Below are 26,461 nucleotides of genomic sequence, written 5' to 3' on the forward strand. Positions count from 1 at the left end.
CATGGTACGCGACACCCCTGGAGTGAAAAGTTCCGCCTTGAACCTTGTCATGTCATGAACTCGTCACTACCTTCTCACCGCACGCACACCTCCCCGCAACACGGTGCGGCGAGCATTCTCGCGCTCGCTGCCCAACGCCCCCACCCCACAAGGGAGTTCGTATGCCGAAGTTCTACGCGCGTCGACGGCTCAGCATACTCGCGGGCCTCACCGGCCTCATAGCCTCGGCCGGACTGATCAACGGTCCGGCCGCCTCCGCCGCCCTCCCCACCCCCGTCAGCGCGGCCACCGCCCGCACCTACCTCGCCTCGCTCACCGTGGCCACCGAGGACCGCACCGGCTACGACCGCGACCTCTTCCCGCACTGGATCACCCAGTCCGGCTCCTGCAACACCCGTGAGGTCGTCCTCAAGCGCGACGGCTCCAACGTCCAGCAGGACTCCTCCTGCGCCGCCACCAGCGGCAGCTGGTACTCCGTCTACGACGGCGCGACCTGGTCCGCCGCCTCCGACGTCGACATCGACCACCTGGTCCCGCTGGCCGAGGCCTGGGACTCCGGTGCCGACTCCTGGACGACGTCCCGCCGCCAGTCCTTCGCCAACGACCTGACCCGCCCGCAGCTCATCGCGGTCACCGACAACGTCAACCAGGCCAAGGGCGACCAGGACCCGGCCACCTGGATGCCCTCCCGGACGGCGTACCGCTGCACCTACGTCCGCGCCTGGGTCCAGGTGAAGTACTACTACGGCCTCTCGGTCGACTCCGCCGAGAAGTCCGCGCTGACGAACTATCTCTCGAGCTGCTGACACCAGGTATTTTCCGGCCGGGATCTCCCCGCTGACCTCAGTCGTTCCGTACCGTACGGGGCGACGGAGAGGGGACCATCATGGCCGGACTGCGCCTCGGACCACTGCTGAGGTACACGGACGGCTCGTCCGCGACCGTATGGGTCGAGACGAGCCGTCCGTGCTCCACCGAGGTGCGCTGCGCCGACGGCGCCGGAGGCTCGGCCCGCACCTTCCAGATCGCGGGCCACCACTACGCGCTGATCCCGGTGACCGGCCTCACCGCCGGTACGACCACGACGTACGAGGTCCTCCTCGACGGCACCCGCGTGTGGCCGCTGCCCGGCTCCCCCTTCCCGCCCTCGGCGATCCACGCGCCGGGCCCGGAGGACGGCCTCCGTGTCGTCTTCGGCTCCTGCCGCTGGGCGTCCCCGCCCGCGGGCGGGCACGACCCCGTCGGCCCGGACGCCCTGGACGCCCTCGCCACCCGTCTCGCGGCCGACCCGGAGGGCGAGCGGCCCGACGTCCTGCTGCTGCTCGGCGACCAGGTGTACGCCGACGAGACCTCCGACGGCACCCAGCGCTGGCTGGCCGCCCGCCGCGACCTGAACGACCCGCCGGGCGACGGGGTCGCGGACTACGAGGAATACACGCACCTCTACTACGAGTCGTGGCTCGACCCGCGCATCCGCTGGCTGCTGTCCACCGTGCCCAGTTTCATGATCTTCGACGATCACGACGTCATCGATGACTGGAACACCTCCGCCGCCTGGCTCACCGACATGCGGGCCACCGACTGGTGGCACGAGCGGCTGCTGAGCGGCCTGATGTCGTACTGGGTCCACCAGCACCTGGGCAACCTCTCCCTGGAGGAGCTGGCGGCCGACCCGGTGTACGAGGCCGTCCGCGAGACGCCCGACGGCACCGACGCGCTGCGCGCCTTCGCCGCCCGGGCCGACGCGGACGCGGCCACGGCCCGCTGGAGCTACCGGCGCGACTTCGGACGCGTACGCCTGCTGATGGTGGACAGCCGGGCGGCCCGCGTGCTCGCCGAGGACAGCCGCGCGATGCTCGACCCGGGCGAGGAGGCCTGGCTGCGCGAGCAGGTACGGGACACCCCCGAGGCCTACGACCACCTCCTCATCGGCACCTCGCTGCCCTGGCTGCTGCCGCATCTGGTGCATGACGCCGAGGGGTGGAACGCGGCGCTGTGCCGGGGCGAACGGGGCGAGCGCTGGGCACGGTTCGGGGAGAAGGTGCGGCGGGCCGCCGACCTGGAGCACTGGTCGGCGTTCCCCGAGTCCTTCGCCGGGCTGGCGGAGCTGATCGCCGAGGCCGGCTCGGGGCGGGACGCGCCGGCGACGGTGTGCGTGCTGTCCGGGGATGTGCACCACGCCTACATCGCCGAGCCCTCGTGGCCCGGCTCGGGGCCCGACGCCCGGGTGGTGCAGCTCGTCTGCTCCCCCGTCCACAACTCCGTCCCGCCGTCGATCCGGATGGGCTTCCGCATCGGCTGGACGGCGGTGGCGCGCACCCTGGGGCGCGGTCTGGCCCGCCACGGCCGGCTGCCCCGTCCGCCGGTCACCTGGCGCAAGACGGGCGGCCCCTGGTTCGGCAACCAGCTGATGACCCTGACCCTGCGCGGCCGTTCGGCCCGGCTGCGGTTGGAGCAGGCCAAGGCACGCCAGGGGGCGGGCCCCCGTCTGACGACGCTCAGGGACTCCGAACTTGCCCCATGACACACCCGTTTCACCGCTTTGCGACCGGCGTGCCCCGCGATGTCAGTGACGCATCCCACAGCCGGCGTCAATCCTTCCCCACGAGCCTCGGTTCCCGCTCCCGGCGACGGCATGATGAGGCGGACCGTCCGCTTCCCGACCGGCGGACCGCCGACACGCGCCCCACACGCCCGGGAGTACCACCCTTGTCTGCGTCGACCGAGGAACCCGTACCGGCCGAGACACCCCCACCGGTCTCCGTCGCCCTGGTCGGCGCCGGGCCACGGGGCACCAGCGTCCTGGAACGCCTCTGCGCCTCCGCCCCGGAGCTCCTCCCTCCCGGTGCCCGGCTGACGGTCCACGTGATCGACCCGGATCCGCCGGGACCCGGCCGCGTCTGGCGCACCGCCCAGCCGTCCGAGCTGCTGATGAACACCGTGGCCTGCCAGGTGACCCTGTTCACCGACGAGAGCGTGGACTGCTCGGGCCCGATCCGCCCGGGGCCCAGCCTGTACGAGTGGGCACGCGGCGCGCTGGACCCGGACGAGTACCCGACCCGGGCCGACTACGGCCGCTATCTGGAGTGGGTGTTCGCCAGGGCCGTACGCGACGCGCCGCCGAACGTGCGCGTCGAGACGCACCGGGCCCGCGCGGTGCGGCTCGACGACACCCCGGGCGGCCGGCAGGCCCTCACCCTCGACGACGGCCGCACCCTGACCGGCCTGTCCGCGGTGGTCCTGGCCCAGGGGCATCTGCCGGCGGCCGCGGACCCGGCCGGGCGGCGCCTCGCGGCCCATGCCGCCCGTCACGGCCTGCGCCACATCCCGCCCGCCAACCCGGCCGATGTCGACCTGGCCTCCATACCCGCGGGCGAGCCCGTCCTGCTGCGCGGTCTCGGCCTCAACTTCTTCGACCACACCGCCCTGTTGACGACCGGCCGCGGCGGCCGTTTCGTCCGGGACACCCGGGGCGGCGGCCTGCGCTATCTCCCCTCCGGCCGGGAACCGCGGCTGTACGCCGGTTCGCGGCGCGGGATCCCGTACCAGGCGCGCGGGGACAACGCGAAGGGGCCGTACGGCCGGCACGTCCCGCTCGTCCTCACGCCGGAGACGATCGCGGGCTTCCGCAAGCGCGCCGACTCCGGGGAGGCGCCCGACTTCCTCGCGGAGATATGGCCGTTGGTGGCGAAGGAGGTCGAGACGGTCTACTACTCCGCGCTGCTGAGGCGGGCCGGTACCGCCGAGCGACGGTGCTCGGAGTTCACCGGCCGCTTCCTGGCGGTGCCGCACGGCGACTCCCGGGAGGCCTTACTGCTGGACGAGTTCGGCGTGCCCGGCGACGACCGCTGGTGCTGGCAGCGGGTGTCCCGCCCGCACGCGGGGCGGGATTTCGCGCACCCCGGCGAGTGGCGCGACTGGCTGCTGTCGTATCTGCGCGAGGACGCCGCGCAGGCCGCCCTGGGCAATGTCCGGGGCCCGCTGAAGGCGGCCCTCGACGTGCTGCGCGACCTGCGTAACGAACTCCGGCTGATCGTCGACCACGGGGGCCTCGCCGGCGCCTCCCGCCGGGACCATCTGGACCGCTGGTACACCCCGCTCAACGCCTTCCTGTCCATCGGCCCGCCCCGGCGCCGTATCGAGGAGCTGGCGGCCCTGATGGAGGCGGACGTGGTGCGGGTGCTCGGGCCGCGCCTGGAGGTGACGGAGGAGGACGGGGCCTGGGCGGCGCACTCACCCGAGGTGCCGGGCTCCGCCGTCCGTGTGACAACACTCATAGAGGCCCGTCTGCCGGAGGCCGACTTGCGGAGCACGGCCGACGGACTTCTCGCCGAGCTGCTGCGGACGGGCCAGTGCCGCCCGCACACCGCCGACGGTTACGAGACAGGCGGATTGGACGTCACGCCACGCCCGTATCGCCTGATGGACCGTCAAGGTGTTGTACACACAAGGCGGTTCGCCTTCGGCGTGCCGACGGAAGGTGTGCACTGGGTGACCGCCGCGGGGGCCCGCCCGGGTGTGGATTCGGTCACGCTTTCGGACGCGGACGCGGTCGCCAGAGCCGCTCTACGTGCGGTTGTGACCGGAAGCGACACCCAAGCGGAGGTAAACCAGTGGCCAAATGTTGAACTTGCAAGCATCAATTAGGCACACCTAACGTGGGCTACTCATCGGTTCTGTCCCCCGACCGGCCTCGCCCTGGCCGGCCGCCCGAAGGAGTCCCCCACATGACCGCACGCCTCAACGGCGCCCAGCCGTACGCTCTCGGGCTGTTCCGGATCGTCATCGGCCTGCTGTTCTCCTGCCACGGCGCCGTCGCGCTCTTCGGCGTCCTCGGAGGTGCGGACGGCAAGGGCGGCACCGCGGCGACCGGCGCCTGGCCGAACTGGTACGCGGCCGTCATCGAACTCGTCGGCGGCATCCTGGTCCTGCTGGGCCTGGGCACCCGCGCCGCGGCCTTCATATCCTCCGGCGCGATGGCCTACGCGTACTTCAAGGTCCACCAGCCCCAGGGTCTGTGGCCGATCGAGAACAGCGGCGAGGGCGCGGCCATGTACTGCTGGGCCATGTTCCTGCTGATCTTCACCGGCTCCGGCGCGTTCGGCGTGGACCGGCTGCTGGCGCGGCGCACCTCCGCGCAGGGGCAGCGCTCCACGGAGCAGTCGCCGGTGGCCGCCTGAGCCGCCCGGACACCACCACGGAGAACGGCGCCTTCCCTGCTTCGGGGAGGCGCCGTTCCGCTGCCCGACGCGTGGCGCGCGGCTAGTCGACTTCGCCCACCGGCCCGAACGGCACCGTGAAGCAGGCCGCCCGCACCCCCGCGCCGCCGGGCACGTCGTGGATCACGATCGAGGAGGCCTCGCCGGGCCGGAAGCCCCAGTCGTGCCGGGCACTCGCCGCGCCCGCGCCGCGCCGGTCGGCTGTGAAGTCCAGCCAGACCTCGTTGTCCGGGCCGACATGGTGCGGATCGCTCGACGGCCGGTGCTGGTAGTGCCCGCCGGCGGCCTCCGGGTCGGCGCCGCAGGGCTTCTGATGCACATGCACGCCGTAGGCGTGGCCGGGCTTCATGCCGGCCACCCTCAGCCGTACGGTCGTCGCGCCGCCGGGCGCGGTGTGCTGGCGCACCTCGATCCATGAGCCCACCGGAACGAGACTCCTGTCGTACGTCAGCGCCGCCGACCGGTCCGCCGCCCCGGGCACGGTGAACCGGGCCTCCGACCGCATCGAGTAGCTCTCGACAGCCTCGACACCGCCCGGCCCACCGGCGAACAAAGTGGCCGCGACGGCGCTCGCGCATATCCCTGCCAGCATGATGTGTACCGTTCCTCGCCTTGTCTCCGATACAGCCCCTTCTGTTGCTACGGGACACCCGCGATCACCGCCCTCCGGGACATGGCAGCCGGGTGACGGCCGGGAGCGAACCCCGTGAACGGACCGTCACACCCCAGGCGTACGCTGTATGGCTGTCATGGCCATTCCTGCCGCTCCCCGCGCGACATCGCGGCACGGTCTGGCCCACGGGGGATTCACGGGGAGTCACGGTGCTGGAGCATTTGGGGTCGCTGATCGGCAGCCCATGGATCTACGCGGTGGTGGCCCTGTCCATCGTGCTCGACGTGTTTCTGCCGGTGCTGCCCAGCGGTGTCCTGGTGATCACGGTGGCCACGGCGGCGGCCGCGGGCTCGGCGACCGATGTGCCCGACATCCTGGCGCTGACCCTCTGCGCGGCCACCGCCTCGGTCCTCGGTGACCTGGTCGCCTATCGCCTCGCCTGGCGCGGCGGAGCCCGGCTGGACCGGGCGATCTCCCGCTCCCGGCGCCTGACCACCGCGCAGGAACGTCTCGGCGCGGCGCTGGCGCGGGGCGGCGGCGCGCTCGTCGTCCTCGCCCGCTTCGCTCCCGCGGGCCGCTCGGTCGTCTCCCTCGGCGCGGGCGCCGCGCACCGCCGCGCACGCGACTTCCTCCCCTGGTCGGCCCTGGCCGGCCTGACCTGGGCCGCGTACAGCGTCGCCCTCGGCTGGTTCGGCGCGCACTGGCTGGGCGCGAGCTGGCTGGCGACGGCGGTGTCGGTGGGGGCGCTGTTCGGGGCGGGGGCCGGGGCGGCTTACGTCATGCGCAGGGAGCCGCGGGCGTCGGAGGCGTCGTAGGCCTCGCGGGTCCGCGGGCGTCCTAGGAGCCCTGCCGTGATCGCTGGAGCCTCAGCTCGCGCGGCGGGTGGCGGCTCCCCGGATCTCCAGCCCGTCCAGCAACTCCTCCGTGGCCTGCGCGACGGCCTCCACGGCGCGGTCGAACACCTCCTGGTTGTGAGCGGCGGGGGCCCGGAATCCCGAAACCTTCCGCACGTACTGCAACGCGGCAGCCCGAATGTCGTCCGCCGTGGCCTCCTCGGCCATCGCAGGGGGACGAAGTGTCTTGATACTCCGGCACATGCCCCCCAGTCTCACCCTTTCGGCCCCTGGACGACAGCACCCCCTGTCATGATCTCCGCGAGGCGGCCACCACTGTGGGGCCGACCGAGGAGAGGAACCCGACATGGGGAACGAACTCACCGTGGCCGTCCTGGGCCCCGGCGGCGTGGGCGGTCTGCTCGCCGCGCTGCTCTCCCGCGCCGGCCACCGGGTGATCTGCCTGTCCGGCGAGGAGACGGCCCGGACCCTGCGTGGGGACGGCATCCACGTCCGCAGCACGCACTTCGGCGACTTCACCGCGCCGGTAGAGGCCGACACGCTCCTGCGTGAACCGGTCGACGCGTGCTTCGTGACCGTCAAGCACACCGCCCTCGACGCCGCCCTGGCGCGCGTCCCCGCACCCACGCTGGCCGACGGCCTCGTCGTACCGTTCCTGAACGGCGTCGAACACCCGGCGACCCTGCGCGCCCGATACCGTCCCGACCTCGTCGCCCCGGGCGTCATCCGTGTCGAGTCGACCCGGACCGCGCCGGGCGTCATCGAACACGGCAGCCCGTTCGCGGAGATCGACCTGACCGGTACGGCGGTGCCCCGCGCCCGCCTCGACACCCTCGCCGAGGCCCTCACCGCCGCCGGCCCGGCCACCCGCGTCCAGGACGACGAGACGGCGGCCCTGTGGGCGAAGATGTCGTTCCTGGCCCCGTTCGCCCTGCTCACCACCGTCCACGCCCTCCCCCTCGGTGAGATCCGCACCCGCCACCGCGACGAACTGACGGCGCTGGTGGAGGAGACGGCCGCGATCAGCCGCGCGTGCGGCGGCCCGGCCGACCCGGCCCAGGCCCTCGCCCGCTACGACGCCTTCCCGCCGCGGACGAGGTCGTCGATGCAGCGCGACGCCGAGGCGGGCCGGCCTCTCGAACTGGACGCCATCGGCGGTGCGTTGCTCCGCGCGGCAGAGCGGCACGGCGTTCCGGCTCCGGTGACGGCCCGGGTGGTGGGGGAACTGGAGAGGGAACACACGTTCGCGTGAACCCCAGGAAGAGACTCGCCACTCAAATTCGAACAGGCGTATCATTGGGGTGTGGCTACGACCTATGACTTTCCGAGTGACCTCCTCGCCGGTCAGGAGGAACTCCATCAGGTCCGCGCCGAGCTGTCGGTCCTGCTGAAGCGGCTGCCCTGGTCGGTGGAGCCGGTGGACGGCTTCAGCGACGACAACGGCTGGCGCAAGGTCGAGCGCCCCGCCTCCCCCGGCTGGAGCGCCGACGAACAGGCCGAGGTGGAGAAGCTCCGCCGGCGCGAGCACGAACTCGCGGTGTTCGTCAGCACCCACCGCTACTGGTCCGAACTCACGGGCCCCGAGCGGGTGACGGCCCGTTCCGAGCTGAAGCACGCGCACGAGGCTCCGCCGGAGGAGACCGACGGAGCCTCGTAGCCGCGGAGTCGTCAGCCGCGGCTCTTGCCCAGGAGCTTGTTCATCTCGCCGATCTCGGCGTTCTGCGCGGTGACGATGTCACCGGCCATGGCCTTGGCGGGGCCGTAACGGCCCTTGCTCTTCTCGACGTCGGCCATCTTCACGGCACCCTCGTGGTGCTCGACCATCAGGGTCAGGAACTGCGTGTCGAAGGCCCTGCCCGTCAGCTTCTCCAGGCCGGCCATGTCCTCACCGCCCATCATCCCGGGCATGCCGGAGTGGCCGGAGGCGGAATGGTCCATGTCCTTCCCGGACCCGGGGGCGTCCTCGCCCCAGGCCTTCAGCCAGCCGGTCATGGTCTTGATCTCCGGGTCCTGGGCCTTCTCGATCCGCGCCGCGAGGTCCTTGACCGCACCGGAGGTGGTCCGGCCCTCGGCCAGCCGCGCCATCTCCAGCGCCTGCCGGTGGTGCGGGATCATGCCCTGCGCGAAGGACACGTCCTGGGCGTTGTGGGCTCCGCTCGTGGCCTCGGCGCCGGCGGACTCGGAGGCGGAGGCGTGCGCGTCGTGCCCGCTGCCACTCTTGTCGCCACCGTCGCCGCCGCACGCGGCGAGGACGAACGTCGCGGCACCGGCGGCCACCACGAGGGCGGCCCGGCGCGTCAGATTACGGATGCCGTACGTGCTGTTCATGCGTGAACTCCTGCTTCTGCAAGGAGGGGGAATGGGATTCGGACACGTCGACGCACCACACCGGCAAGGGCGTTGGCCCCCGGCGTGATGCGTACGCGGTGTCTAGATCCGCAGAAGCTGGAGTTCGGCGAGAGAGGGCGGGGCACGCGCGCCTTCCGCCTCCCCGCCCGCGAACGCCCGTAGGACGTCCGCCGCTACGCCCCCGGGTGCCGGGTCGGGAACAAGCGGGGGCAACACCGGCCCACCGCTCAGGGCCCCCGACGCACAGGTCGCGTCGGCATGATGGACGGACCCGCCACCGCAGTGCGCGTAGGGCGTGGCCTGGGAGTGTGTCTGAGGTGCGTGAGTGTCCGACACGTGCATCCCCTGCGGGACAACACCCCCGGGCGCCAGCCCGTGCATCCCCAGCAACCCCGCCAACAGCCCCAGCACACACAGCACACGCCACCGCCGGACGACGGTTCGCGGGGCGCGCTGGACGGGGCTGCTCACGGTGCCCATCGTAAAGAAGGCGTTCGACTGCTCGTACCCCGATCGGGCTAACCCGGTCAGCCGCCTACAACCGTGCTGCCCCAGAAGCGCGGCGCCGGCAAGATCGCGGGCCTCGGGTGCGCGGGCATCGTCGCCCTCTTCGTCATCGTCGCCGTCGCCACGGGCGGCGGAAGCAGCGAGAGCAAGGACAGCTCGGAAAAGGACAGGGCCGTCGCCGCCGACGGCAAGCCCGGGGGCGGCGGGGACAGCGGGGCCGAGCCGGCCGACGAGAAGTCCCAGGCCGAGCAGTTCACCGACTACACCGGCGGCATCGTGGGCCCGCACCAGGGCGAGGGCAAGCTCATCGCCTCCGCGTTCACGTCCTGCTACGAGTCCGAGAACGGCCTCGTCACCGTCTACGACAAGGACGGCGAACTGCTCGCCAACGCGAACTACTGATCCCGCACGAAAGATGCCTTCCGGAAATCTCCCCGGAAGGCATCTGACCTGCTGCTCGCAATCTGTGGGCGCGGACGGTTTCGAACCGCCGACATCCTGCTTGTAAGGCAGGCGCTCTACCCCTGAGCTACGCACCCGGCATCCGGGCAGACGCCCAGGACGAGTCGACAGCCTACATTGCCCGGGGCGCGGACCGGCAATCCCGTTTCCGTGGGGCGGGCCGGGGGTTATCCCCCCTTCGGATCCGGGAGCGGCCCGGATCCCCTGGCGGGCCCCGGATCCATACGGTCGTAGAGCGCTCAAGGAGTGCCCGTCGTCCGCCCAGGGGGAGATCGTCATGGCCCGCACCATCCGTACCACCGGCACCACCGGCACCACCGGCACCGCATCCGCCCGCGCGGTCGCCGTCGCCGGTGCCGTGGCCGTTCTCGTCGCCGGGCTCAGCGCCTGCGGGGCGTCCGCCGGGGACGACACGGACCCCGACCACCGGTCCTTCGGCCTCCAGGGCCGCACCCTGACCGTCGACAGCGACGACTCCGCCCTCGAGATCGTCGCCGCCGACCGGAACCCGGCCGGCAAGATCGAGGTCACCCGGTGGTTCCAGGGCTCGGTCGTCGTCGGCAAGGAGCCCAAGGTCACCTGGTCGATGCGGGACGACCGGCTGGTGCTGCGGCTGAAGTGCTCCGGCGTCGTCGCGGACTGCGCGGCCAAGCACCGTATCGAGGTGCCCCGCGGCATCACCGTGAAGGTCGAGGACGGTGACGGCAGTGTGCGCGCCCGGGGCTTCCGGGACCCGCTGAGCATTCGTACGGGCGACGGCTCCGTCCGCGTCACCGACACCACCGGGCCCCTGAAGCTGCGCACCGGCGACGGATCCATCCGCGCGGAGGTCTCCTCCCGTGACGTCCGCACCCACACCGGCGACGGCTCGGCCCGCCTCGAACTCGGCGTCGTACCGGACCGTGTGGAGTCCCGCAGCGGCGACGGTTCCGTGACCATCGCGCTGCCCGAGGCGAGGTACCGCGTGACCACCGAGACCGGCGACGGCGGCGTGGACGTGTCCGTGCCCCGGGACGAGAGCAGCCGCCATGTGGTGTCCGCCCGGACCGGCGACGGCAAAGTGACGGTCCGAACGGCGAACTGACCGGCCCGTGTGTTCGTCCTCTACCGGTGGGAGAATGACACCGGGCAGGGCGGACCACAGCACGGGAGAGGGATGTGACGGCGACACCAGGGCAGCCGGACTCGCCGTCGGTGCCGCGCGCGCACAGCCCGCGCCGCGCCATCCGCCACCCCGTCCCCCGCCACCCCGTCCCCCGCCCCCCGGGCCGTCCGCTCCGGGACGCGCTCACCCTGATGGCGCTGCCGCTGGTGGCCGCGCTGGCCCTGCCCGCCGCCTTCGCGGGCGGTGGCACCCGGCGCTGGTTCGGCGGCCGCGCCGAGAACCAGCGGGCCGAGGCCCAGGCCGCGAAGGACGCCGCAGCGGCCGCCTTCTACGAGCTGGACACCGCCCAGCGCGACCTGCGCATCTCGATAGAGACGATCAAAGCTGTCGACGACTCCCCCGCCGCCCGGCGCGCCGTCGCCGATTTCGACGCCCTCGGCAGACGCATCGACGAGGTCAGCCACCGGTACATCAACGCGGTCGACGCCCACGACCTCGACCGCGACGACCTGGAGGCCTCGGCCGCCTCCCGTGCCCGCACCGAGCTGACCGCCGCCGAGGAGGAACTGGGCCGGGTCAAGCAGGAGCTGGACCGGTTCACCGACGGCCTCGGCCCGCTGCTCGGCAAGGCCGAGACCCAGCTGGCCCGCCTCGCCCCCGCCGTGGAACGCGCCCGCCAGGCCCTGCTCGGCGCCTCCAACGCCCTCGACTCGGTACGAGCCTCGAACCTGAAGGCGGACGACCTCGCCGCCCGTCTCGCCGCCCTCTCTCCGGAGCTGACCAAGCTGAACCAGGGCGCCGGCCGGCACGGCGTGCCGGAGACCCTGGAGCGGGCCGAGCGGGTCACCCGCGAGGCCGAAGCGATCCGTGTGGAGGCCGAGCGGCTGCCGGACCGCGCCGCCGAGATCGACCACCGGCTCGTCTCCCTGCGCACCCGCGCCCAGGCCCTCACCACCCGCTCCGAGCAGGTGGACCCGATCCTGAGCGAACTCCGCCGCCGCTTCACCGCGGCCTGCTGGCAGGACCTCCAGCGCGTCCCCGACGACGCCGCCGAGCACGTCCGCCAGGCCGAGACCAAGCTGGCCGAGGCCCGGTCCGCCCGTGCCGAGCAGCGCTGGGCCGACGCGACGGCCCTGCTGTCGACCGTACGGGCCCTGCTGAACAGCACCGACGAGGCCGTCTCGGCCGCCGGCGACCGCCTGCACCGGCTGAACGCGGTGCAGAAGGACCCCCAGCAGGAGATCGAGCGCACCCGCTTCGCCATCCGTGACGCCCAGCGCCTCGCCATGGCCGGCCGCCACACCCCCGACCCGCAGGACGCCCGTCCCCTGGACGACGCCGTGGCCCGCCTGGACCGCGCCGTCGCCACCCTCGACGGGCGCCACCCCGACTACTGGCACTTCCTCACGGAGACGGAGGCGGTACGCCGGGCCGTGGCCCGCGTGGTCTCCCGGATCCGCGAGGAGCGGGGAACCGGGCACTGAGCCCGGCCCCGCCCGGTCTCAGGTGCGGTAGGCGTAGTAGTACGCGTTCGGGTCAGACGCGACGAGGCTCGCCACCGACCTGCGCAGGGTGTTGGTGGAGTGGTAGGTCACGTAGGGCACGCCGCCGCTCTTGGACGTGACGATCATCGTGTGGTCCTTGGACCCGTCCCGGTCGAAGTCCATCTGGAGGACGTCACCGACCTCGAGCTGGTAGACGTTGGCGAGCGGCTTGGTCCGCTTGGAGTTCTGGGCGAACCAGGACCACTCGTTGACGCCGATGAACGAGTGCGACTGGATGTCGGCGTTGCCGAACCACTTGGTGTAGTCGTACACGAAGCCGGGTGCGTGCTTCCAGCCGCCCGCCTTCAGGGCCTGGCTGACGAAGTTGGTGCAGTCGCCGCCGGCGCCGCGGCCGCTGAAGTCCGGGTAGTCCTTGTTGTAGACGTTCCAGTGCTTCTCGGCGTAGGCCGCCATGGCCTTGTAGTCGTATGTCGTGCCGGTCTTCGGGGCGGCGGCCGGGTTGCGGGTGGTCGCCGCGCGCGGGGCGTTCGGCATGGTGTCGTCGGCGGCGGTCGCCTTGACGGGGGCCGGCTTGGAGAGCGTGTTCACCGCGAGACCGCCCTGGCCGGTGTCGCGGATGCCGGTCAGCTGCCAGTCGCCCTGCCGATCGGCCTTGAAGGTCAGCTCGTGCCGGGCCTGGAAGCCGGTGGTCTTCGGCGCGTCACCACGGGCCTGGGCGTAGGTCAGGGTCGTGGTCTCGGTGACCGCCGCCCTGGCCGTACGGCCCGTCACCCGCGTGGCGTCCAGGGTGACGGTGGTGCGGGCCTTGTCGTACTTCTCGCCGGCCTTCGCCAGGCTCTCCTTGCGCTGCCCCAGCGCGGACAGGGTGGCGTCCTCGGAGCGGGCCGTACCGGAGGACAGCTTGACGTCACCGGAGAAGCCGTCGGTCAGCGGCTTCTCCTGATCAGCCTGCCCGCCGTCGACCAGGGCGTTGGTGCGATCGGTGAAGACCGCGTCCGCCAACCGCTGGAAGGTGGCCTTGGTCCGCGCGTCCACCGACGGGTCGTCCAGGACCGCCGCGCCGGCGCTCCAGTTGGGCAGCAGGGCGACTCCGGCGACGACCGAGGTCGCCGCGGCCCCGAGTATCGTGACGCGGCGCCGGGTCCCGTTCAACTTCCTTGATTCCACTGGTGTTTTCCCCTCTTGCCCCGGCCAAGGGTTGCCGGGGTACGAGATCTTCGCATGAAGTGTGTGGTTATTGTGAAGAGGGTTGCTCCTGTTGCCTCACGGCTCACTTCACGACTCACTTCACGACGGTCGACCAGTCGGGCGACTGCGCCGGATCCAGGCCGCGCAGCCGCCGCAGCGTCTCGGGTTTCTGCACGTCGAGCCAGTCGGCCAGCTCCCTGAAGGACACGCACTTGACGTCCTTCTTCGTGCACACGCTCTTGATGACCTCGTCGACGGCCCTCATGTAGATGCCGCCGTTCCAGTCCTCGAAGTGGTTGCCGATGAACAGCGGGGCCCGGCTGCCGTAGTACACGCGGTTGAAGCCGGACATGTAGGAGGCGACGGTCTGTTCTTCCCACTGGGGGTACTTCGCCGGGTCGCCCTCGGTCTCGCCCTCGGACTGGTTGTAGAGGAAGTTGAAGTCCATCGACAGGCCCTGGTACTTGCCGCCCTCGTACGGGAGCATCTGCAGCGGGAAGTCCCAGATGCCGTTCTTCTTGACGGGCCATATCTGGAAGTCGCCCGCGGAGCTGGCGTCGTAGCGCCAGTGATAGCCCTCGGCGGCCTTCAGCAGGTTCTTCTGGCCCTCCAGGCAGGGCGCACGGCCGCCGGTGACCTCCTTCCTGATGTCGAACGGCAGCGGCTCGGCTTCCTGGAAGCCGGTGTTGGTCTTCCACTTCTCGACGAACGCGTAGAACTGGTCGATCTCGCTCTTCCACTCCGCGACGCTCCAGTCGCCGCCGCCCTTCTTGCCGCAGAAGTGGCCGTTGAAGTGGGTGCCGATCTCGTTCCCGCCCTGCCACGCCTCGCCGAGCTCCTCCACCGTGGTGCGGATGTGCTCGTCGGTGGCGTAGCTGATCGCAGCCGAGCCCTTGGCGTGCTGAGGCGGGGAGTAGAGGTCCTTCTTGCTCTTGGGCAGCAGGTAGATGCCCGTGAGGAAGAAGGTCATATGGGCGTCGTATTCCTCGGCCAGCTCCCGGTAGTGCGAGAAGAGCCCGTCGTCGCCCTGCAGCGCGCCGTCCCAGGAGAAGACCACGAACTGGGGCGGCTTCTCGCCCGGTGCCAGCGGCACCGGCTTCAACTGCCCCTTCTGCGGGCCGGTGTAGGAGGTGGAGCCGTCCCCGAGGACCTTCGTCCGGCCGTCCCACCGGGGTTCCCGGTCCGGCCTCGCGGGGGCTTCCTTGCGGCTGCCGGAGGAAGCGGTCGGGGTGGTGGTGTCGGAGCGGGTGAGGACCAGATAGCCCCCGACCAGGGATGCGACGACGAGCAGGGCCGCCAGGGTCAGTATTCGCGGGGGTGTGGTGCGGCGGGATGCGCGGGGCCGGCGGCGGCGGCCGGACGGTGACTTCATGCGCGGGCTCATTCTGCGAGGGGGGTGGGGGGTGTTGCGGTGGTGCCGGGCGCGGGGGCGCGGGGGTCAGCCGAGGCCCCGGGCACCGGACCAGATGGTGTACGGGACGCCGTCGCCGGAGGTGCCCGCGATCCCGTTCAACGGCAGTGGTTCGAGGCTCTTGCCGAGGTCGATGCGGTAGGCCACGACGGCTGTCGACACGGAGTGGGCCGTGCCGACGTACCAGGACGCGGTGTCGTTCTGCGCGGTGCCGGCCTTCCCGGCCACCCCGATGGCCGGGTCCGCCCCGGGACGGGCGGTGCGGAAGGCGTCCGTGAGGGCGGACTGGACGGCCGCGGCCACGCTCGCCTTCACCGCGCGGCGGGACGCGGTCTTCGCCAGCGGGACCTCGGAGCCGTTGCGGGTGATCCGGCCCACCGAGTACGGCTCGGCATGCGTGCCGGCGGCGGCGAACGTGGCGTATCCGCTCGCCATACGGATCGCGCTGGGCGTGGCGCTGCCCAGAGACATCGCGGGCACCTGCGGGCCGAAGCTGGAGGAGAGCAGGCCCGCCGCCAGAGCGGTGTCGCGCACCTCGGACAGGCCGGTGTCCATGCCGAGCTGCATGAACGGCGTGTTCACCGACAGGGCGAGCGCCCGGCTCAGGCTGATCCGCCCGTAGGACCTTCTGCCGTCGTTGTGGGCGGTGACCTGTTTGCCGCCGCGGTCCCAGTAGGGCCCCTCGGGTGTCCTGACGGGGATGCCGTCGTCCCCGTCGTACAGCGTCCGCGGGGTGACCCTGGTGACGGCGCCGTCACGGGTCTTGTGCACGCCCTTCTCCAGGGCGGCGGCGTAGACGAACGGCAGGAAGGCCGAACCGGCGGGCACGGTGGTCGCGTTCGACTCGTTGTAGCCCTGCGTACGGTGGTCGGGGCCGCCGTGGACGGCGAGGATCCGCCCGTCGGTGGCCACCGAGGCGGCGCCGAAGTGCAGGGACTTCGCCTTGGCCGCGTCGGCCTTCCGCGCCCGCGCGCGAGCCCGGTCCACGGCGTCGGTGAGCGCGGTCTCCTGCTTGCGGTCGAAGGTCGTGTAGATCTGGTAGCCGCCGAGGTCGAACTCCCTGGCCGAGAGGTGCGCGGCCTTCCTGGCGTACTGGGCGGCCAGTTCCACGAGGTAGTCGCTCTGCTTGCCGGTGTCGTACCCCGGCGCCCGCTTCAGCGGTTCGGGGAACTTCGCGTACCGGGTTCGCTCGGACTTCGACAGCGTGCCGTTCTCGACCATGCGGTCGAGAATCCATGACCAACGCTCCACCGCCCGGGCGTGGTTGGTCTTGCTCAGAGCCGGGTCGTAGAGCGCCGCGCCCTTGAGGAGGGAGGCGAGGAAAGCCGCCTCACCGGCGTCGAGTTCGCCGACGTCCTTGCCGTAGTAGGCCTGGGCGGCCCGCTGGATGCCGTAGGTGCCGCGGCCGAACCAGCTCGTGTTGAGGTAGCCCTCGAGAATGTCGTCCTTGCTCATCCCGTTGTCGAGCTTGAGGGCGAGCATGGCCTCGGTGAACTTGCGGCCGACCGAGCGGTCCTGGTTGAGGTAGACGTTCTTGACGTACTGCTGGGTGATGGTGGAGCCGCCCTGGGTGTCTCCCCGGCCGACGGTGCGCCACAGCGCGCGGGTGAGGCCGCTGAAGGAGATGCCGGGGTCGCTGTAGAAGCTCGCGTTCTCCGCCGCCAGCACCGCGTCGCGGACGTCCTCGGGGATGTCCTTCAGCGGCATCGCCTGCCGCCGCACCCAGCCGGTGCGTGCCATGGGCGTCCCGTCGGACCAGAAGTAGACGTTGTCCTGCTGGGTGGCGTACGAGTTGAGGTTCTCCGGGATGTCGGTGGCGGCGTAGGCGACACCCAGGAAACCGACGGTCACGCCGGTGCAGGTCAGCGCGGCGCCGAGCCACTGCCGCCCGGAGGGCGCCCAGCGACGCCAGCCGGTGCGGTCGGTGTGCGGGTACCGGGGCGCGACGCGGGCGACGAGTGGGATCAGCCGGGGGCCCGCGGCGCCCCGGAGACGGGCCAGGAGGGAAGGCCGGGGGGCCCTGCGCCGTCGGCGCGACGCGCTCCGTCCGCTCCTGCCCGAGGGCGTACGCGAGGACACGGCCTCATCCGAATATCCCGCATGTTCCGCATACTCTGAATGTTCCGAATTCTCTGCATATAAAGAAGCGGGAGCCTTCAACTGCATGGTCTCGTCCGGCTCCCACCCAGCCTTGGTCACGGCTGCGTCTCCCCTCCCCGCTCAATGTGGTGCTCGCGCGGAAGGGCATGGCTGCCGCGGTCAACGGCAGCGCGCCCCACATTCCCCCGGCCTCACGGCTCCTCGCGACGATCGAAAGTTACCAGCGGCCTTTACAAGTTCTCCACACTGGTACGGCAAGAACGATCGAAAGGAATCCCAAAGGGCGGTATTTCCATGGCCTGGGATTAATCTGTCCCCATGCCTCGCTACGAGTACCGCTGCCGGACCTGCGGCGACACCTTCGAACTGAGCCGTCCCATGGCGGAGTCATCCGACCCCGCGGCCTGCCCGTCGGGCCATGACGACACGGTGAAGCTCCTTTCCACGGTCGCGGTGGCCGGCTCGGCCTCCGCCCCGGCACCGGCACCCCGCGCGGGCGGTGGCGGCGGTTGCTGCGGTGGGGGCTGCTGCGGCTGACCCGTTTCCTCAGGTGTCCTTCAGCTTCGGTTTCCTAGCGTGGCGGCATGACAGCCATCGCAGCCGCCGCGGACGCCGGACCGCAGTGGGTCAACGACCTGATGGACGCGCTGGGCGCCCCGGGCGCCGGTCTCGCCATCGCCCTGGAGAACCTGTTCCCGCCGCTGCCCAGCGAGGTCATCCTGCCCCTCGCCGGGTTCGCCGCGAGCAGCGGGCGGATGAGCCTGCTCGCCGTCCTGCTGTGGACGACGGCCGGCTCGGTGATCGGCGCGCTCGCGCTGTACGGAATCGGTGCGCTGCTCGGCCGTGACCGGACGGTGGCGATAGCTGGCCGGCTGCCGCTTGTGAAGGTCGCGGACATCGAGAAGACGGAGGCCTGGTTCCTCAAGCACGGCACCAAGGCCGTGTTCTTCGGCCGGATGATCCCGATCTTCCGCAGCCTGATCTCCGTTCCGGCGGGCGTCGAGCGCATGCGCCTGCCGGTGTTCCTGGGCCTGACCACCCTCGGCAGCGCCATCTGGAACACGGTGTTCGTGCTCGCGGGCTACCTGCTGGGCGCGAACTGGCACCAGGTCACGGACATGGTCTCCACCTACTCCAAGGTGGTCCTCGCCGTGGCTGCCGTGGCGGTGACGGCGTTCATCGGCGTACGGCTCCTACGACGCCCTGAAGGGGCGCGGGGAACTGCGCGACAAGCCACCGCGGCGCCGCACCCGCACGACGACCAGGACACCCGGGTTCTCAGGCGCCCCGCACTGCCCCAAGAAACTCCCGCAGGATCCGCTCTCCCGCGAGAACGCCCCGTTCGGGAAGCACCCTGATCGAGGGCGCTGTGAAGCCGGTGTCGGCCAGCTCCCCGTGGCCGGGGCGCCATCCCCGGTCGGCCGCGAGGAGCAGGTCCGCGTCGAGCAGTGAGTCGCCCGCCGCGAGGGTGAGTTCGGCACCGGTCCGCCGGGCGACCTCACGCAGCGCCGCGCTCTTGGTGAGCGGCTTGGGCACCGCGTAGATCTTGCGGCCCTGGAGGGACACGGTCCAGCCGCGGTTCTCGGCCCACACCGCGAGTTCCTTCACCCAGTCCTCGTCGAGCAGTTCCCGCTCGACGACGAGGTAGGCGAAGAGGTCGTCGGCGACGCGGTGCTTGCGCACCCAGACCGGGTCGGCGGCCCTCAGCAGGTGTTCCTGCACCTCGGCCAGGGGCGCGCACTGGTCGGCCAGCCGTGCGGTCACCTGCGCGTGCCAGTCGGGGTCGGAGACCCCGTCCACCAGGAGGTGGCCGCCGTTGGCGCAGATCGCGTACGTGGGCTCGGGGCCCGGCAGGTTGATGCGCTGGTACTGCTTGCGCGTCCGGGTCGTCGTCGGCACGAACACGGCCGCGTCGCCCAGGTCGGTGAGGAGCTGGGCCGCCGTCTCCGTCATGTACGACAGCGGCTTGCTCTCGTGCACCTCCACGCACAGCAGCCGGGGCGCCCGGGCGTCCGGCATGGTCAGCGCCAGGGCGGCGGCGGAGTAGATCAGGGTGCGATCGAGGTCGCTGGCGACGAGTACGCGCATCAGAGGGACACCGCCTTGCCGTCGGCGCCGGTCGCTCCCCGGGTGTACTTGGGGTGGATCAACCCGACGCAGGTGTAGGGCAGTTCGGCGGTCTCCTCGACGGGCACGCCGCGTTGCTCGGCCAGCAGGCGTACATGGTCGAGGTCGCTGCCCGCCCCGGCACGGGCCAGGATCTTCCAGGGCACACGGCGCAGCAGCACCCGGGTGGTCTCGCCGACCCCGGGCTTGACGAGGTTCACGTCGTGGATGCCGTACTCCTCACAGATGCGCTCGACGGCGGCCCAGCCCTCCCAGGTGGGCGAGCGGTCGGCGGCGAGCAGTTCCTTGGCCTGGGCGCAGGCGGCGTCCTCGACCTCGGGGAAGCGGGCGGACACGGCGTCCAGGAAGGTCACCGAGACGTCGGTGCCGGCGAGTTCGCGGTAGAACTTCGCGCCGTGGAAGTCGTGCGGACCGACCAGGTCCGCCCGCAGCACGGTCCGCGAGATCAGGCCGGACACGGTCGAGTTGAGACAGGCGGAGGGGATGAGGAAGTCCTCACGGGTGCCGTAGGTCCGTACGCAGGAGCCCGGGTCGGCCAGGACCGCGATCTCGGGGCTGAAGCCGGTGATGCCGTCGGACTTCTCGAACTCCTCCAGGGCCTGGGCGAGTTCGCGGGTGATGGCGCCCTTGCCGGTCCAGCCGTCGACGAAGACGACATCGCGCGGGTCGTGGTGCGTCGCGAGCCAGCGCAGCGCGTTGGCGTCGATGCCGCGCCCTCGGACGATCGAGACGGCGTAGTGCGGCAGGTCGAGACCGTGCCGGTGCCGAGCCCAGCGGCGCATGAGGATGCCGACGGGTGTTCCCGCGCGGGCCAGGGAGACCAGGACCGGGCGCGGACCGCATTCGGCGAGGACCGTCTCCGTGACCACGCCGGTCGCCTGGGCGATACGGGCCGCCGAGTCGTCCAGCGCGGCGTGGAACAGCTCCTGGTACCGCTCGCTCGGCTGGTACTCCACGGGCAGCGACTCCGCGTAGTGCGCGCCGCCGCTCTGGATGGCCTCCTCGCGCTCCTCGGTCGGCGCCTCCAGTGTCACGTCCGAGAGGTCCCGGAGCAGCCAGCCGACCTCCTCGGGCGCGTACGAGGAGAACGCGGGGCCGCGCAGGGGCTCGGGCAGCATGGAGGGCCTTTCGGGGACGTACGACGGTATGACGGCGAGCAGGACCCGCGGCGTGTGCGCGGCGAGCCGGGCCAGCAGTCCGTCGGGCGCGTGCAGCGCGGGGGTGTCGCCGGCCGAGTCGACCACCACGACGACGGCGTCGAATCCGGCACCGGCGACGTTGTAGGCGTACCGCTCGCCCGGGCCGTCCGCGGGGTCGTCGTGGGCGGGGAAGGCTAGGCGGGTGCGTATCGCGTAGCCGGGGTCGTCGACGGCCAGGACGGGTGAGCGGGTGGTGGTCGAGTAACGGACCTCGACGTCCGTGGTCCGCTCCAGCGCGTGGGCGAGCCTGAGGGGGGCGTACATCAGCTCTTCGAAGCCGAGGATGTGCACGCGCCGGGCCCCCTCGGGCAGTGCGTCCGCCAGGCGGCGGGCCATCGCGGGCAGGGCGTACTCCAGGAGCTCCCGATGCGCGGGCGTGAACCCGTGCCGCCCCCCGTCGGGGAGGCCGGCGGGCCACTGCAGGTCTATCCGGCTGTCGTCCGGGTGCGGGTCCGTGGGGGCTGTTCGCGCAGTTCCCCGCGCCCCTAGGGGGTCGGCCTCCTGGTCGGCTGCGATGGCAACGCCGCTGTTTGGGGGCGCGGGGAACTGCGCGACCGGCCACGACGGCGCCGCCGCCGAGGTACGGCCTTCCGCCGCACTCTCGGCCTCGTACCGCGCCACCAGCTCCTGCCCCTTCTCCAGCACCCCCTCGGGCAGCCGCACGGTCCCCGAAGCCGCCGCCACAAGATCCACCCGCGCCCCGATCTCCCGCGCGAACCCCTCCAGCCGCCCCGCGTCATCCGCCGACCGCATATCCACCAGCGCCACCACGACATACCTCCGCCGCGGATACCGCTCATGAAGATCCCGCACGGTGTTCAGCACCGTGTTCCCCGTGGAGAACTCGTCGTCGACCAGGACCAGCGGGCCGTCCCCGGTCAGCAGCGCGGGATCCTCCGGCAGGAGCAGATGCGAGGTCGCGTGCGAGTGGGCCTCCTCGAAGCCGCCGGCCGCCGCGATACCGGCGACGGGGCGGCGCGTGGAGTGCAGGTAGGGGGCGAGGCCGAGCCCGTCGGCGACGGAGTGGCCGAGGCCGGTCGCGGTCTCCGCGTAGCCGAGCACGACGGCGCGTCCCGCCTCCTCGTCGCCCAGCAGCTCCCGCACCCGGCGGCCGAGCTCCACGCCCTGGCCGTAGACGACGGACGGCGACTGCGGCACATGCTTGCCCAGCACGTTCGACACCAGCAGATGGGCCCGCTTGGGGTTGCGCCGCAGCGCCAGCCCCAGCAGGTCGGTCAGCCGGTCCTCGCCGACGAGCTCGACGCCGAGCCGCTCCGCGACCCAGCTACCGGACCAGACACCGCCGGCTTCGTCGCGCACCTCGCCGTGCACCCCCTCGTTCACTGCTTTCTCCACCAACCGTTCGAATTCTTCGGATGCCGTGCGTTCAGCCGGGCAGGCCGGCGGCGAGCAGTTCCACGAAGCCGATGTCCTCGTTGGCCACGCCGAAAACCTCGGCACGCAGCAGGGTCCGCTCGGCCCACGCCCGATGCGGCTTCACCTCGTTCATCTTGTTCGTGTACGCCGATCGAAGCACACCCCCGCCGCCGCGCTCGGGGCGCAGGATGTCCTGGGCGTCCGAGAACTCCTCGTGGCTGACGACCGACAGGGCGTGCACCGGAAGCACGTGGGAGGGGTGGATGCAGGTCTTGCCCAGCAGGCCGTTGGCGTGGTCCAGGGAGATCTCCCTCAGCAGGCCGTCCATGGCGTGCTCAATCAGCTTCTCGCGCAGTTCAGCGGCCTGCACCTCAAGGAAGGGGCTCTGTCGCAGCAGCGGCTTGAACATGCGCTCCTGGACCCGGAAGTACTCCCACACCGGCCCGGTCACGGTGAAGCCGGTCCCGTCGGCGCGGCCCAGCATGTTCACCACGTCGGCGATCACGGAGGCGACGATCTGCACGTCGTACGCCGTCATGTCGGGGCCTCTGCGCAGCCCGTAGGAGGAGCAGAAGTCCGTCACGCCGAGGCGCAGGGCGAGCACGCGGTCGCGGTACTTGTCGACGGCCCGGGAGATGCCCTCCAGGGTCTCCACTCGGGACTCGCGGTAGAGCAGCTCCGGGGACTCCAGCACCGGCATGGCGAAAAGGCGACGGCCGCTTTCGGCCTCGGCGGTCGCCATCGCCTCCAGGAAGGGGATGCCCCGCTCCTCGGTGAACTTCGGCAGTACGAATCCGGACAGCAGCCGGGCGGACGGGCCGAGCCGTCGCACGAGGTCGGGGATCTGCCCGGGGGCGCGGACCCGGATGAACAGCAGGGGCAGATCCGCGTCCGGGAGGCCGGCGAGCGCCCTGAACTGGCGGACGAGGTTCTCCTCGCCCGGGCCGACGTCCGCGTCGTCGATCGAGTCCTCGAGGCACACCACCATCGAGACGACACCGCGCCCGGCCTGCTTCAGGACGTCGTCGGCGAGACGCGGCCGGGTGGCCGGACTGTAGAGCGTGGCGCCCAGGGCCGCCGCGAGCAGCCGGGCCGGGGAGTCCGGCGTGAACACACACGGCTCGCGGTGGAAGAGACGCTTCCGCACCTCAGGCGCGATGTGCCCGAAATGACGCATGGAACTCCCCCGTGGTTGTCGTGCGGCCTGCGAATCGTCGAAAGGTGGCCGGTAATAGTACGTAGAAGTCCATGTCAGAGGTTCCCGTCAGGCATGAATTTCAGGTAACGCGGGCAAGCACAGCCAGGCCCGGCCATGACGACGGTAGTCCGCGACGGCCGTCGGCGCCGCTCGTGGCGCCCGGCCCCCGCGTTGTCGTGAGCAGGACCGAGAAGGCAGGATGACCGCATGACGCACGCGATGCTGAAGGGGTCGAACGTCCCGCTGGAAGCCACCACGGTGCGCGCCGTGCTGCGCTGGACACCCGGACAGGGGGTTCCGGACGTCGATGCCTCCGCGCTGCTCCTCGGCCCCGACGGTCGTGTGCGCTCCGACGAGGACTTCGTGTTCTACAACCAGCCCCGGCACCCCTCGGGGAAGGTGTGGCGGCTCGGCAAGAAGCGGGCCGCCGAGGGCCTGACCGACACGATCCAGACAGAGCTCACCGGTGTCGAGTCCGGAGTCAGCCGGATTCTGCTGGTCGCATCGGCGGACGGCGTCTCTTTCGACCGCGTACAGGCGCTGCGCATTCTGCTGTACGACGCGGCGGGCACCGAGGCGGAAGCGCTGGCGTACTTCGACGTCAAGCCGGAGACGGGCGAGGAGACCGCGCTGATCTGCGGCGAGCTGTACCGGCGCGGCGAGGGCTGGAAGTTCCGGGCACTGGGCGAGGGCTATTCGAACGGGCTGCAGGGGCTCGCGACCGACTACGGCATCTCGGTGGACGAGTCGGAGGCCGCGCAGGAGACGTCGGCCCTGCCCACCACTGCGGCGACCACGCAGCAGCCCGCCCCCGAGGTGTCCCGGCCGCTGCCTCCGGAGCAGCCGACCGCCGTCCCCGCGCAGCCCGCGTACGGCTATCCGCCGCAGCAGCCCGCGACGACCCAGCCGGCGTACGGCTATCCGCAGCCCGCGAGCCAGCCCGCGTACGGCTACCCCCAGGCGCCGGCCGCGGCGGGCGTCACGGGCGCGCAGACCGGCTACGGCTACCCGCCGCCGGTCACCGCGGCCCCCGACCCGGACTTCCGCCTGCCCCCGCAGGGCCCGCAGTTCATCGGACGCTGAGAAGCCCCGGGCCCGCACCCGCGAGGGCGGGCCCTCAGCGCTCGACCTTCGTCTTGTAGCCCCGGCCCCACTGCAGACCCCACCCGTACAGGCGGTCCAGCTCGGCCTGGAACCCGTAGACGAACTTCGCCTCGCGGCGCACGATGATCTCGTCGTTCTTGATCTTCTCGATCATGACGACGGCGCAGGAGCGCGCCTGCGGCTGGCGTTCGTCGAGGTGGATCTCGATGCGCGGGCCGCTGCTCGGGTAGAGGGTGACGCTGGCGTGGGTGCGGTCGAAGGCGGGTGTCTGGTCGTAGATGTAGACGAAGACCAGGAGCCGCTTGATGTTCTCGCGGTGGTCGAGGTTGATGTACATCGTCTCGCCGGACCCGGAGCCGAAGCGGTCGTCGCCGCTGAGCTTGACGTACGGCGGGGCATTGACGTCGCCGAAGTAGCCGCCGAGGGGCTGGACGACGCCCTTGGTGCCGTCCTGGAGCTCGTAGAGGCAGCCCAGGTCGAGGTCGACGTTGACCATGCTCTGGCTGTGGCCGACGACCTCGGGTGGCTTGAGGGCCCGGAAGGGGTGCCGCAGCAGGCTCTCGCGCTGCGGGCCGCCGATGTCGGACGTGCGCATCCGCCAGCTCAGGTTGACGCGCAGATGGCCGGTGGCCGCGTCCTGCTTGGTGAGTGATATCTGTGCGTGCCGCTTGGTCAGTTCGATCGCGTTCGTCGCCGCGTGGCCCGAGTCGAACTGCATATCGCGCCCGCGCCGAAGTCCGTCGAACAGGCCCATTCCGCCCCCCACGTTCACTTGGAGACCGCAGGTCATCGCATTGCCCACGGCCTTGACGACCGGCGGGGCGGCGCCGAGGACTCGCCTCGGCAGCCGCCCCGCACAGAGCGTTCCTCCCCCGGAGGGGTGTCACACCCCGGACGAGACCTCAGTCTTCTCGTCCGAGCCGGCTTCGCCCTCGGCCGCCGCGATGGCGCGGTTGCGGCGCACGGAGGACCAGAAGGAGGCGCCGATCAGGACGACACCGATGAGACCGGTGATGATCTCGTTGATCTCGTACTGGATGGTGACGAGCAGGATCGCGGCGAGCGCGCCGATGGCGTAGTGCGCGCCGTGCTCCAGGTAGACGTAGTCGTCGAGGGTGCCCTGGCGGACCAGGTAGACCGTGAGCGACCGGACGTACATGGCGCCGATGCCGAGGCCGAGGGCCATCAGCACGATGTCGTTGGTGATGGCGAAGGCGCCGATCACGCCGTCGAAGGAGAAGGAGGCGTCCAGGACCTCGAGGTAGAGGAACATGAAGAACGCCGCCTTGCCGGCCAGCTTGACGGCCGATTTGGGCTTGCCCTCGCGGACGGCCTTCTCCTCGGCCTCGTGCTCGCGTTCCTCCTCCTCTTCGAGCTTGTCCTCGAAGTAGCCGGAGAGGCCGCCGACGATCATGTACGTGATCAGGCCGCCGATACCGGCGAGCAGGACGGTCTCCGCCTTGTCGGCGTGGGTGCCGCCGTGCTGGTGGGCGTTGGCGCCGAAGGTGATCGAGGAGATCAGCAGGACGATCAGGGCGATGCAGACCGACAGCATGTCGACCTTGCCCAGCTTGGCCAGCGGGCGCTCCAGCCAGCCGAGCCACTTGATGTCACGGTCCTCGAAGACGAAGTCGAGGAAGATCATCAGCAGGAACATGCCACCGAAGGCGGCGATCGACGGGTGGGCGTCGGTGACGTACTGCTGGTACTGGTCCTTGTCGGTGAGCGCGAGGTCGACGGCCTCGATCGGCCCGAGCTGCGCACTGATCGCGACGATCACGACGGGGAAGACCAGTCGCATACCGAAGACGGCGATCAGGATGCCGATCGTGAGGAAGATCTTCTGCCAGAAGGCATTCATCTTCTTCAGGATCCCGGCGTTGACCACCGCGTTGTCGAAGGACAGCGAGATCTCGAGGATGGACAGGATCGCTACGACGCCGAACGCGGTCCACCCTCCGTAGAGAACCGCTGCGACCAGGCCGAGCGCGGTGACCGCGAACGACCACCCGAAGGTTTTCAGAACCACTGGCTACCCAATCGTGTGTGTACGGGGCTCCCCCGCGCCGTACCCGGCTTTACGAACTTTTGAAGCCGAAGTCTAGTCCGGCCCCCTCCATACCCCACCGGGCCCCGGATTTTG

At 71.2% G+C, this 26,461-nt stretch carries 25 protein-coding genes and 1 tRNA gene; 13 read left to right on the top strand and 13 right to left on the bottom strand.

Annotation, left to right across the window (positions count from 1 at the left end; genetic code table 11):
- Nucleotides 1-161 precede the first annotated feature (161 nt).
- From ACFT32_RS24400 to ACFT32_RS24415, 4 genes are all read left to right on the top strand, one after another.
- Nucleotides 162-806: an HNH endonuclease family protein gene (locus ACFT32_RS24400; protein WP_382492899.1), complete on the top strand. Its 645-nt coding sequence runs from the start codon at nucleotides 162-164 to the stop codon at nucleotides 804-806.
- Between the two features lie 80 nt (nucleotides 807-886).
- Nucleotides 887-2,524, top strand: coding sequence for an alkaline phosphatase D family protein (locus ACFT32_RS24405; protein WP_382492902.1), 1,638 nt, complete (start codon nucleotides 887-889; stop codon nucleotides 2,522-2,524).
- Between the two features lie 185 nt (nucleotides 2,525-2,709).
- Nucleotides 2,710-4,647, top strand: a complete 1,938-nt coding sequence (locus ACFT32_RS24410) for an FAD/NAD(P)-binding protein (protein ID WP_382492904.1) — start codon at nucleotides 2,710-2,712, stop codon at nucleotides 4,645-4,647.
- A gap of 80 nt (nucleotides 4,648-4,727) precedes the next feature.
- Nucleotides 4,728-5,180, top strand: coding sequence for a DoxX family protein (locus tag ACFT32_RS24415; RefSeq protein ID WP_382492906.1), 453 nt, complete (start codon nucleotides 4,728-4,730; stop codon nucleotides 5,178-5,180).
- 82 nt (nucleotides 5,181-5,262) lie between these two features.
- On the opposite strand, the gene ACFT32_RS24420 is transcribed toward ACFT32_RS24415, so the two are convergent.
- Nucleotides 5,263-5,811 (bottom strand): superoxide dismutase family protein, encoded by a 549-nt coding sequence (locus ACFT32_RS24420; protein WP_382492908.1) that lies wholly within the window; start codon nucleotides 5,809-5,811, stop codon nucleotides 5,263-5,265.
- 230 nt (nucleotides 5,812-6,041) lie between these two features.
- Between ACFT32_RS24420 and ACFT32_RS24425 the strand changes: the two genes are divergently transcribed.
- Nucleotides 6,042-6,647, top strand: coding sequence for a DedA family protein (locus ACFT32_RS24425; RefSeq protein WP_382492911.1), 606 nt, complete (start codon nucleotides 6,042-6,044; stop codon nucleotides 6,645-6,647).
- A 51-nt stretch (nucleotides 6,648-6,698) separates the two neighbouring features.
- Here the strand turns inward: ACFT32_RS24425 and ACFT32_RS24430 are convergent, their stop codons facing one another.
- Complete coding sequence (locus ACFT32_RS24430) at nucleotides 6,699-6,929, bottom strand: DUF2277 domain-containing protein (RefSeq protein WP_189724824.1); 231 nt, start codon at nucleotides 6,927-6,929, stop codon at nucleotides 6,699-6,701.
- 103 nt (nucleotides 6,930-7,032) lie between these two features.
- On the opposite strand from ACFT32_RS24430, the gene ACFT32_RS24435 reads away from it, so the two are divergent.
- A complete protein-coding gene (locus tag ACFT32_RS24435) occupies nucleotides 7,033-7,938 on the top strand; it encodes a ketopantoate reductase family protein (RefSeq protein WP_382492914.1) in 906 nt (301 codons plus the stop codon).
- Between the two features lie 51 nt (nucleotides 7,939-7,989).
- Nucleotides 7,990-8,343 (top strand): hypothetical protein, encoded by a 354-nt coding sequence (locus tag ACFT32_RS24440; protein WP_382492917.1) that lies wholly within the window; start codon nucleotides 7,990-7,992, stop codon nucleotides 8,341-8,343.
- Between the two features lie 11 nt (nucleotides 8,344-8,354).
- On the opposite strand, the gene ACFT32_RS24445 is transcribed toward ACFT32_RS24440, so the two are convergent.
- Together ACFT32_RS24445 and ACFT32_RS24450 are read right to left on the bottom strand one after the other, a co-directional pair.
- Nucleotides 8,355-9,014: a DUF305 domain-containing protein gene (locus tag ACFT32_RS24445; RefSeq protein ID WP_382492921.1), complete on the bottom strand. Its 660-nt coding sequence runs from the start codon at nucleotides 9,012-9,014 to the stop codon at nucleotides 8,355-8,357.
- A gap of 102 nt (nucleotides 9,015-9,116) precedes the next feature.
- Nucleotides 9,117-9,515 (bottom strand): DUF6153 family protein, encoded by a 399-nt coding sequence (locus ACFT32_RS24450; RefSeq protein ID WP_382492924.1) that lies wholly within the window; start codon nucleotides 9,513-9,515, stop codon nucleotides 9,117-9,119.
- Between the two features lie 63 nt (nucleotides 9,516-9,578).
- On the opposite strand from ACFT32_RS24450, the gene ACFT32_RS24455 reads away from it, so the two are divergent.
- The gene (locus tag ACFT32_RS24455; protein ID WP_382492926.1) at nucleotides 9,579-9,944 is read left to right on the top strand and encodes a hypothetical protein; all 366 of its coding nucleotides are present in this window, start codon (nucleotides 9,579-9,581) and stop codon (nucleotides 9,942-9,944) included.
- A 65-nt stretch (nucleotides 9,945-10,009) separates the two neighbouring features.
- Here ACFT32_RS24455 and ACFT32_RS24460 read toward each other — a convergent pair.
- Nucleotides 10,010-10,081 (bottom strand) — tRNA-Val (locus ACFT32_RS24460).
- A 200-nt stretch (nucleotides 10,082-10,281) separates the two neighbouring features.
- Here ACFT32_RS24460 and ACFT32_RS24465 point away from each other — a divergent pair.
- Together ACFT32_RS24465 and ACFT32_RS24470 are read left to right on the top strand one after the other, a co-directional pair.
- Nucleotides 10,282-11,088: a DUF4097 family beta strand repeat-containing protein gene (locus ACFT32_RS24465; RefSeq protein WP_382492929.1), complete on the top strand. Its 807-nt coding sequence runs from the start codon at nucleotides 10,282-10,284 to the stop codon at nucleotides 11,086-11,088.
- Between the two features lie 74 nt (nucleotides 11,089-11,162).
- Nucleotides 11,163-12,593, top strand: a complete 1,431-nt coding sequence (locus ACFT32_RS24470) for a hypothetical protein (protein ID WP_382492932.1) — start codon at nucleotides 11,163-11,165, stop codon at nucleotides 12,591-12,593.
- Nucleotides 12,594-12,611: 18 nt separating this feature from the next.
- On the opposite strand, the gene ACFT32_RS24475 is transcribed toward ACFT32_RS24470, so the two are convergent.
- The 3 genes from ACFT32_RS24475 to ACFT32_RS24485 all read right to left on the bottom strand — a co-directional run bounded on the left by ACFT32_RS24475 (nucleotide 12,612) and on the right by ACFT32_RS24485 (nucleotide 17,379).
- The gene (locus ACFT32_RS24475) at nucleotides 12,612-13,766 is read right to left on the bottom strand and encodes an amidase domain-containing protein (protein ID WP_382492934.1); all 1,155 of its coding nucleotides are present in this window, start codon (nucleotides 13,764-13,766) and stop codon (nucleotides 12,612-12,614) included.
- A gap of 130 nt (nucleotides 13,767-13,896) precedes the next feature.
- Nucleotides 13,897-15,174 (bottom strand): hypothetical protein, encoded by a 1,278-nt coding sequence (locus ACFT32_RS24480; RefSeq protein WP_382492937.1) that lies wholly within the window; start codon nucleotides 15,172-15,174, stop codon nucleotides 13,897-13,899.
- Between the two features lie 66 nt (nucleotides 15,175-15,240).
- Nucleotides 15,241-17,379 carry a transglycosylase domain-containing protein gene (locus ACFT32_RS24485; protein ID WP_382494613.1) on the bottom strand — a complete coding sequence of 713 codons (2,139 nt, stop codon included), beginning with the start codon at nucleotides 17,377-17,379 and terminating at the stop codon, nucleotides 15,241-15,243.
- 252 nt (nucleotides 17,380-17,631) lie between these two features.
- Between ACFT32_RS24485 and ACFT32_RS24490 the strand changes: the two genes are divergently transcribed.
- Both ACFT32_RS24490 and ACFT32_RS24495 read left to right on the top strand, forming a co-directional pair.
- Nucleotides 17,632-17,850, top strand: coding sequence for a zinc ribbon domain-containing protein (locus ACFT32_RS24490; protein ID WP_382492939.1), 219 nt, complete (start codon nucleotides 17,632-17,634; stop codon nucleotides 17,848-17,850).
- Nucleotides 17,851-17,897: 47 nt separating this feature from the next.
- Nucleotides 17,898-18,671, top strand: a complete 774-nt coding sequence (locus tag ACFT32_RS24495) for a DedA family protein (RefSeq protein ID WP_382492942.1) — start codon at nucleotides 17,898-17,900, stop codon at nucleotides 18,669-18,671.
- On the opposite strand, the gene ACFT32_RS24500 is transcribed toward ACFT32_RS24495, so the two are convergent.
- The 3 genes from ACFT32_RS24500 to ACFT32_RS24510 are packed head-to-tail and all read right to left on the bottom strand — an operon-like array spanning nucleotide 18,592 to nucleotide 23,193.
- Nucleotides 18,592-19,401 (bottom strand): HAD family hydrolase, encoded by an 810-nt coding sequence (locus tag ACFT32_RS24500; protein ID WP_382492944.1) that lies wholly within the window; start codon nucleotides 19,399-19,401, stop codon nucleotides 18,592-18,594. The genes ACFT32_RS24495 and ACFT32_RS24500 overlap by 80 nt on opposite strands.
- The gene (locus ACFT32_RS24505) at nucleotides 19,401-21,995 is read right to left on the bottom strand and encodes a phosphoribosyltransferase (RefSeq protein WP_382492947.1); all 2,595 of its coding nucleotides are present in this window, start codon (nucleotides 21,993-21,995) and stop codon (nucleotides 19,401-19,403) included. Before ACFT32_RS24505 ends, ACFT32_RS24500 begins: the two co-directional genes overlap by 1 nt.
- A gap of 31 nt (nucleotides 21,996-22,026) precedes the next feature.
- A complete protein-coding gene (locus ACFT32_RS24510) occupies nucleotides 22,027-23,193 on the bottom strand; it encodes an HpcH/HpaI aldolase/citrate lyase family protein (protein WP_382492950.1) in 1,167 nt (388 codons plus the stop codon).
- Nucleotides 23,194-23,421: 228 nt separating this feature from the next.
- On the opposite strand from ACFT32_RS24510, the gene ACFT32_RS24515 reads away from it, so the two are divergent.
- A complete protein-coding gene (locus ACFT32_RS24515) occupies nucleotides 23,422-24,297 on the top strand; it encodes a TerD family protein (RefSeq protein WP_382492953.1) in 876 nt (291 codons plus the stop codon).
- 34 nt (nucleotides 24,298-24,331) lie between these two features.
- Here ACFT32_RS24515 and ACFT32_RS24520 read toward each other — a convergent pair whose 3' ends face one another.
- Both ACFT32_RS24520 and ACFT32_RS24525 read right to left on the bottom strand, forming a co-directional pair.
- Nucleotides 24,332-25,072: a Tellurium resistance gene (locus tag ACFT32_RS24520; protein ID WP_382492956.1), complete on the bottom strand. Its 741-nt coding sequence runs from the start codon at nucleotides 25,070-25,072 to the stop codon at nucleotides 24,332-24,334.
- 129 nt (nucleotides 25,073-25,201) lie between these two features.
- The gene (locus ACFT32_RS24525; RefSeq protein ID WP_382492958.1) at nucleotides 25,202-26,347 is read right to left on the bottom strand and encodes a DUF475 domain-containing protein; all 1,146 of its coding nucleotides are present in this window, start codon (nucleotides 26,345-26,347) and stop codon (nucleotides 25,202-25,204) included.
- Nucleotides 26,348-26,461: the final 114 nt, after the last annotated feature.

The sequence above is a fragment of the Streptomyces sp. NPDC057002 genome, from assembly GCF_042673825.1.
GTDB lineage: Bacteria > Actinomycetota > Actinomycetes > Streptomycetales > Streptomycetaceae > Streptomyces.

Coding starts and splice junctions, on each gene's coding strand:
- ACFT32_RS24480 (WP_382492937.1), bottom strand. CDS start 15,174: ATGAAGTCACCGTCCGGCCGCCGCCGCCGGCCCCGCGCATCCCGCCGC.
- ACFT32_RS24400 (WP_382492899.1), top strand. CDS start 162: ATGCCGAAGTTCTACGCGCGTCGACGGCTCAGCATACTCGCGGGCCTC.
- ACFT32_RS24450 (WP_382492924.1), bottom strand. CDS start 9,515: ATGGGCACCGTGAGCAGCCCCGTCCAGCGCGCCCCGCGAACCGTCGTC.
- ACFT32_RS24485 (WP_382494613.1), bottom strand. CDS start 17,379: ATGCAGTTGAAGGCTCCCGCTTCTTTATATGCAGAGAATTCGGAACAT.
- ACFT32_RS24420 (WP_382492908.1), bottom strand. CDS start 5,811: ATGCTGGCAGGGATATGCGCGAGCGCCGTCGCGGCCACTTTGTTCGCC.
- ACFT32_RS24515 (WP_382492953.1), top strand. CDS start 23,422: ATGACGCACGCGATGCTGAAGGGGTCGAACGTCCCGCTGGAAGCCACC.
- ACFT32_RS24465 (WP_382492929.1), top strand. CDS start 10,282: ATGGCCCGCACCATCCGTACCACCGGCACCACCGGCACCACCGGCACC.
- ACFT32_RS24510 (WP_382492950.1), bottom strand. CDS start 23,193: ATGCGTCATTTCGGGCACATCGCGCCTGAGGTGCGGAAGCGTCTCTTC.
- ACFT32_RS24405 (WP_382492902.1), top strand. CDS start 887: ATGGCCGGACTGCGCCTCGGACCACTGCTGAGGTACACGGACGGCTCG.
- ACFT32_RS24520 (WP_382492956.1), bottom strand. CDS start 25,072: ATGGGCCTGTTCGACGGACTTCGGCGCGGGCGCGATATGCAGTTCGAC.
- ACFT32_RS24490 (WP_382492939.1), top strand. CDS start 17,632: ATGCCTCGCTACGAGTACCGCTGCCGGACCTGCGGCGACACCTTCGAA.
- ACFT32_RS24415 (WP_382492906.1), top strand. CDS start 4,728: ATGACCGCACGCCTCAACGGCGCCCAGCCGTACGCTCTCGGGCTGTTC.
- ACFT32_RS24435 (WP_382492914.1), top strand. CDS start 7,033: ATGGGGAACGAACTCACCGTGGCCGTCCTGGGCCCCGGCGGCGTGGGC.
- ACFT32_RS24430 (WP_189724824.1), bottom strand. CDS start 6,929: ATGTGCCGGAGTATCAAGACACTTCGTCCCCCTGCGATGGCCGAGGAG.
- ACFT32_RS24445 (WP_382492921.1), bottom strand. CDS start 9,014: ATGAACAGCACGTACGGCATCCGTAATCTGACGCGCCGGGCCGCCCTC.
- ACFT32_RS24495 (WP_382492942.1), top strand. CDS start 17,898: ATGACAGCCATCGCAGCCGCCGCGGACGCCGGACCGCAGTGGGTCAAC.
- ACFT32_RS24500 (WP_382492944.1), bottom strand. CDS start 19,401: ATGCGCGTACTCGTCGCCAGCGACCTCGATCGCACCCTGATCTACTCC.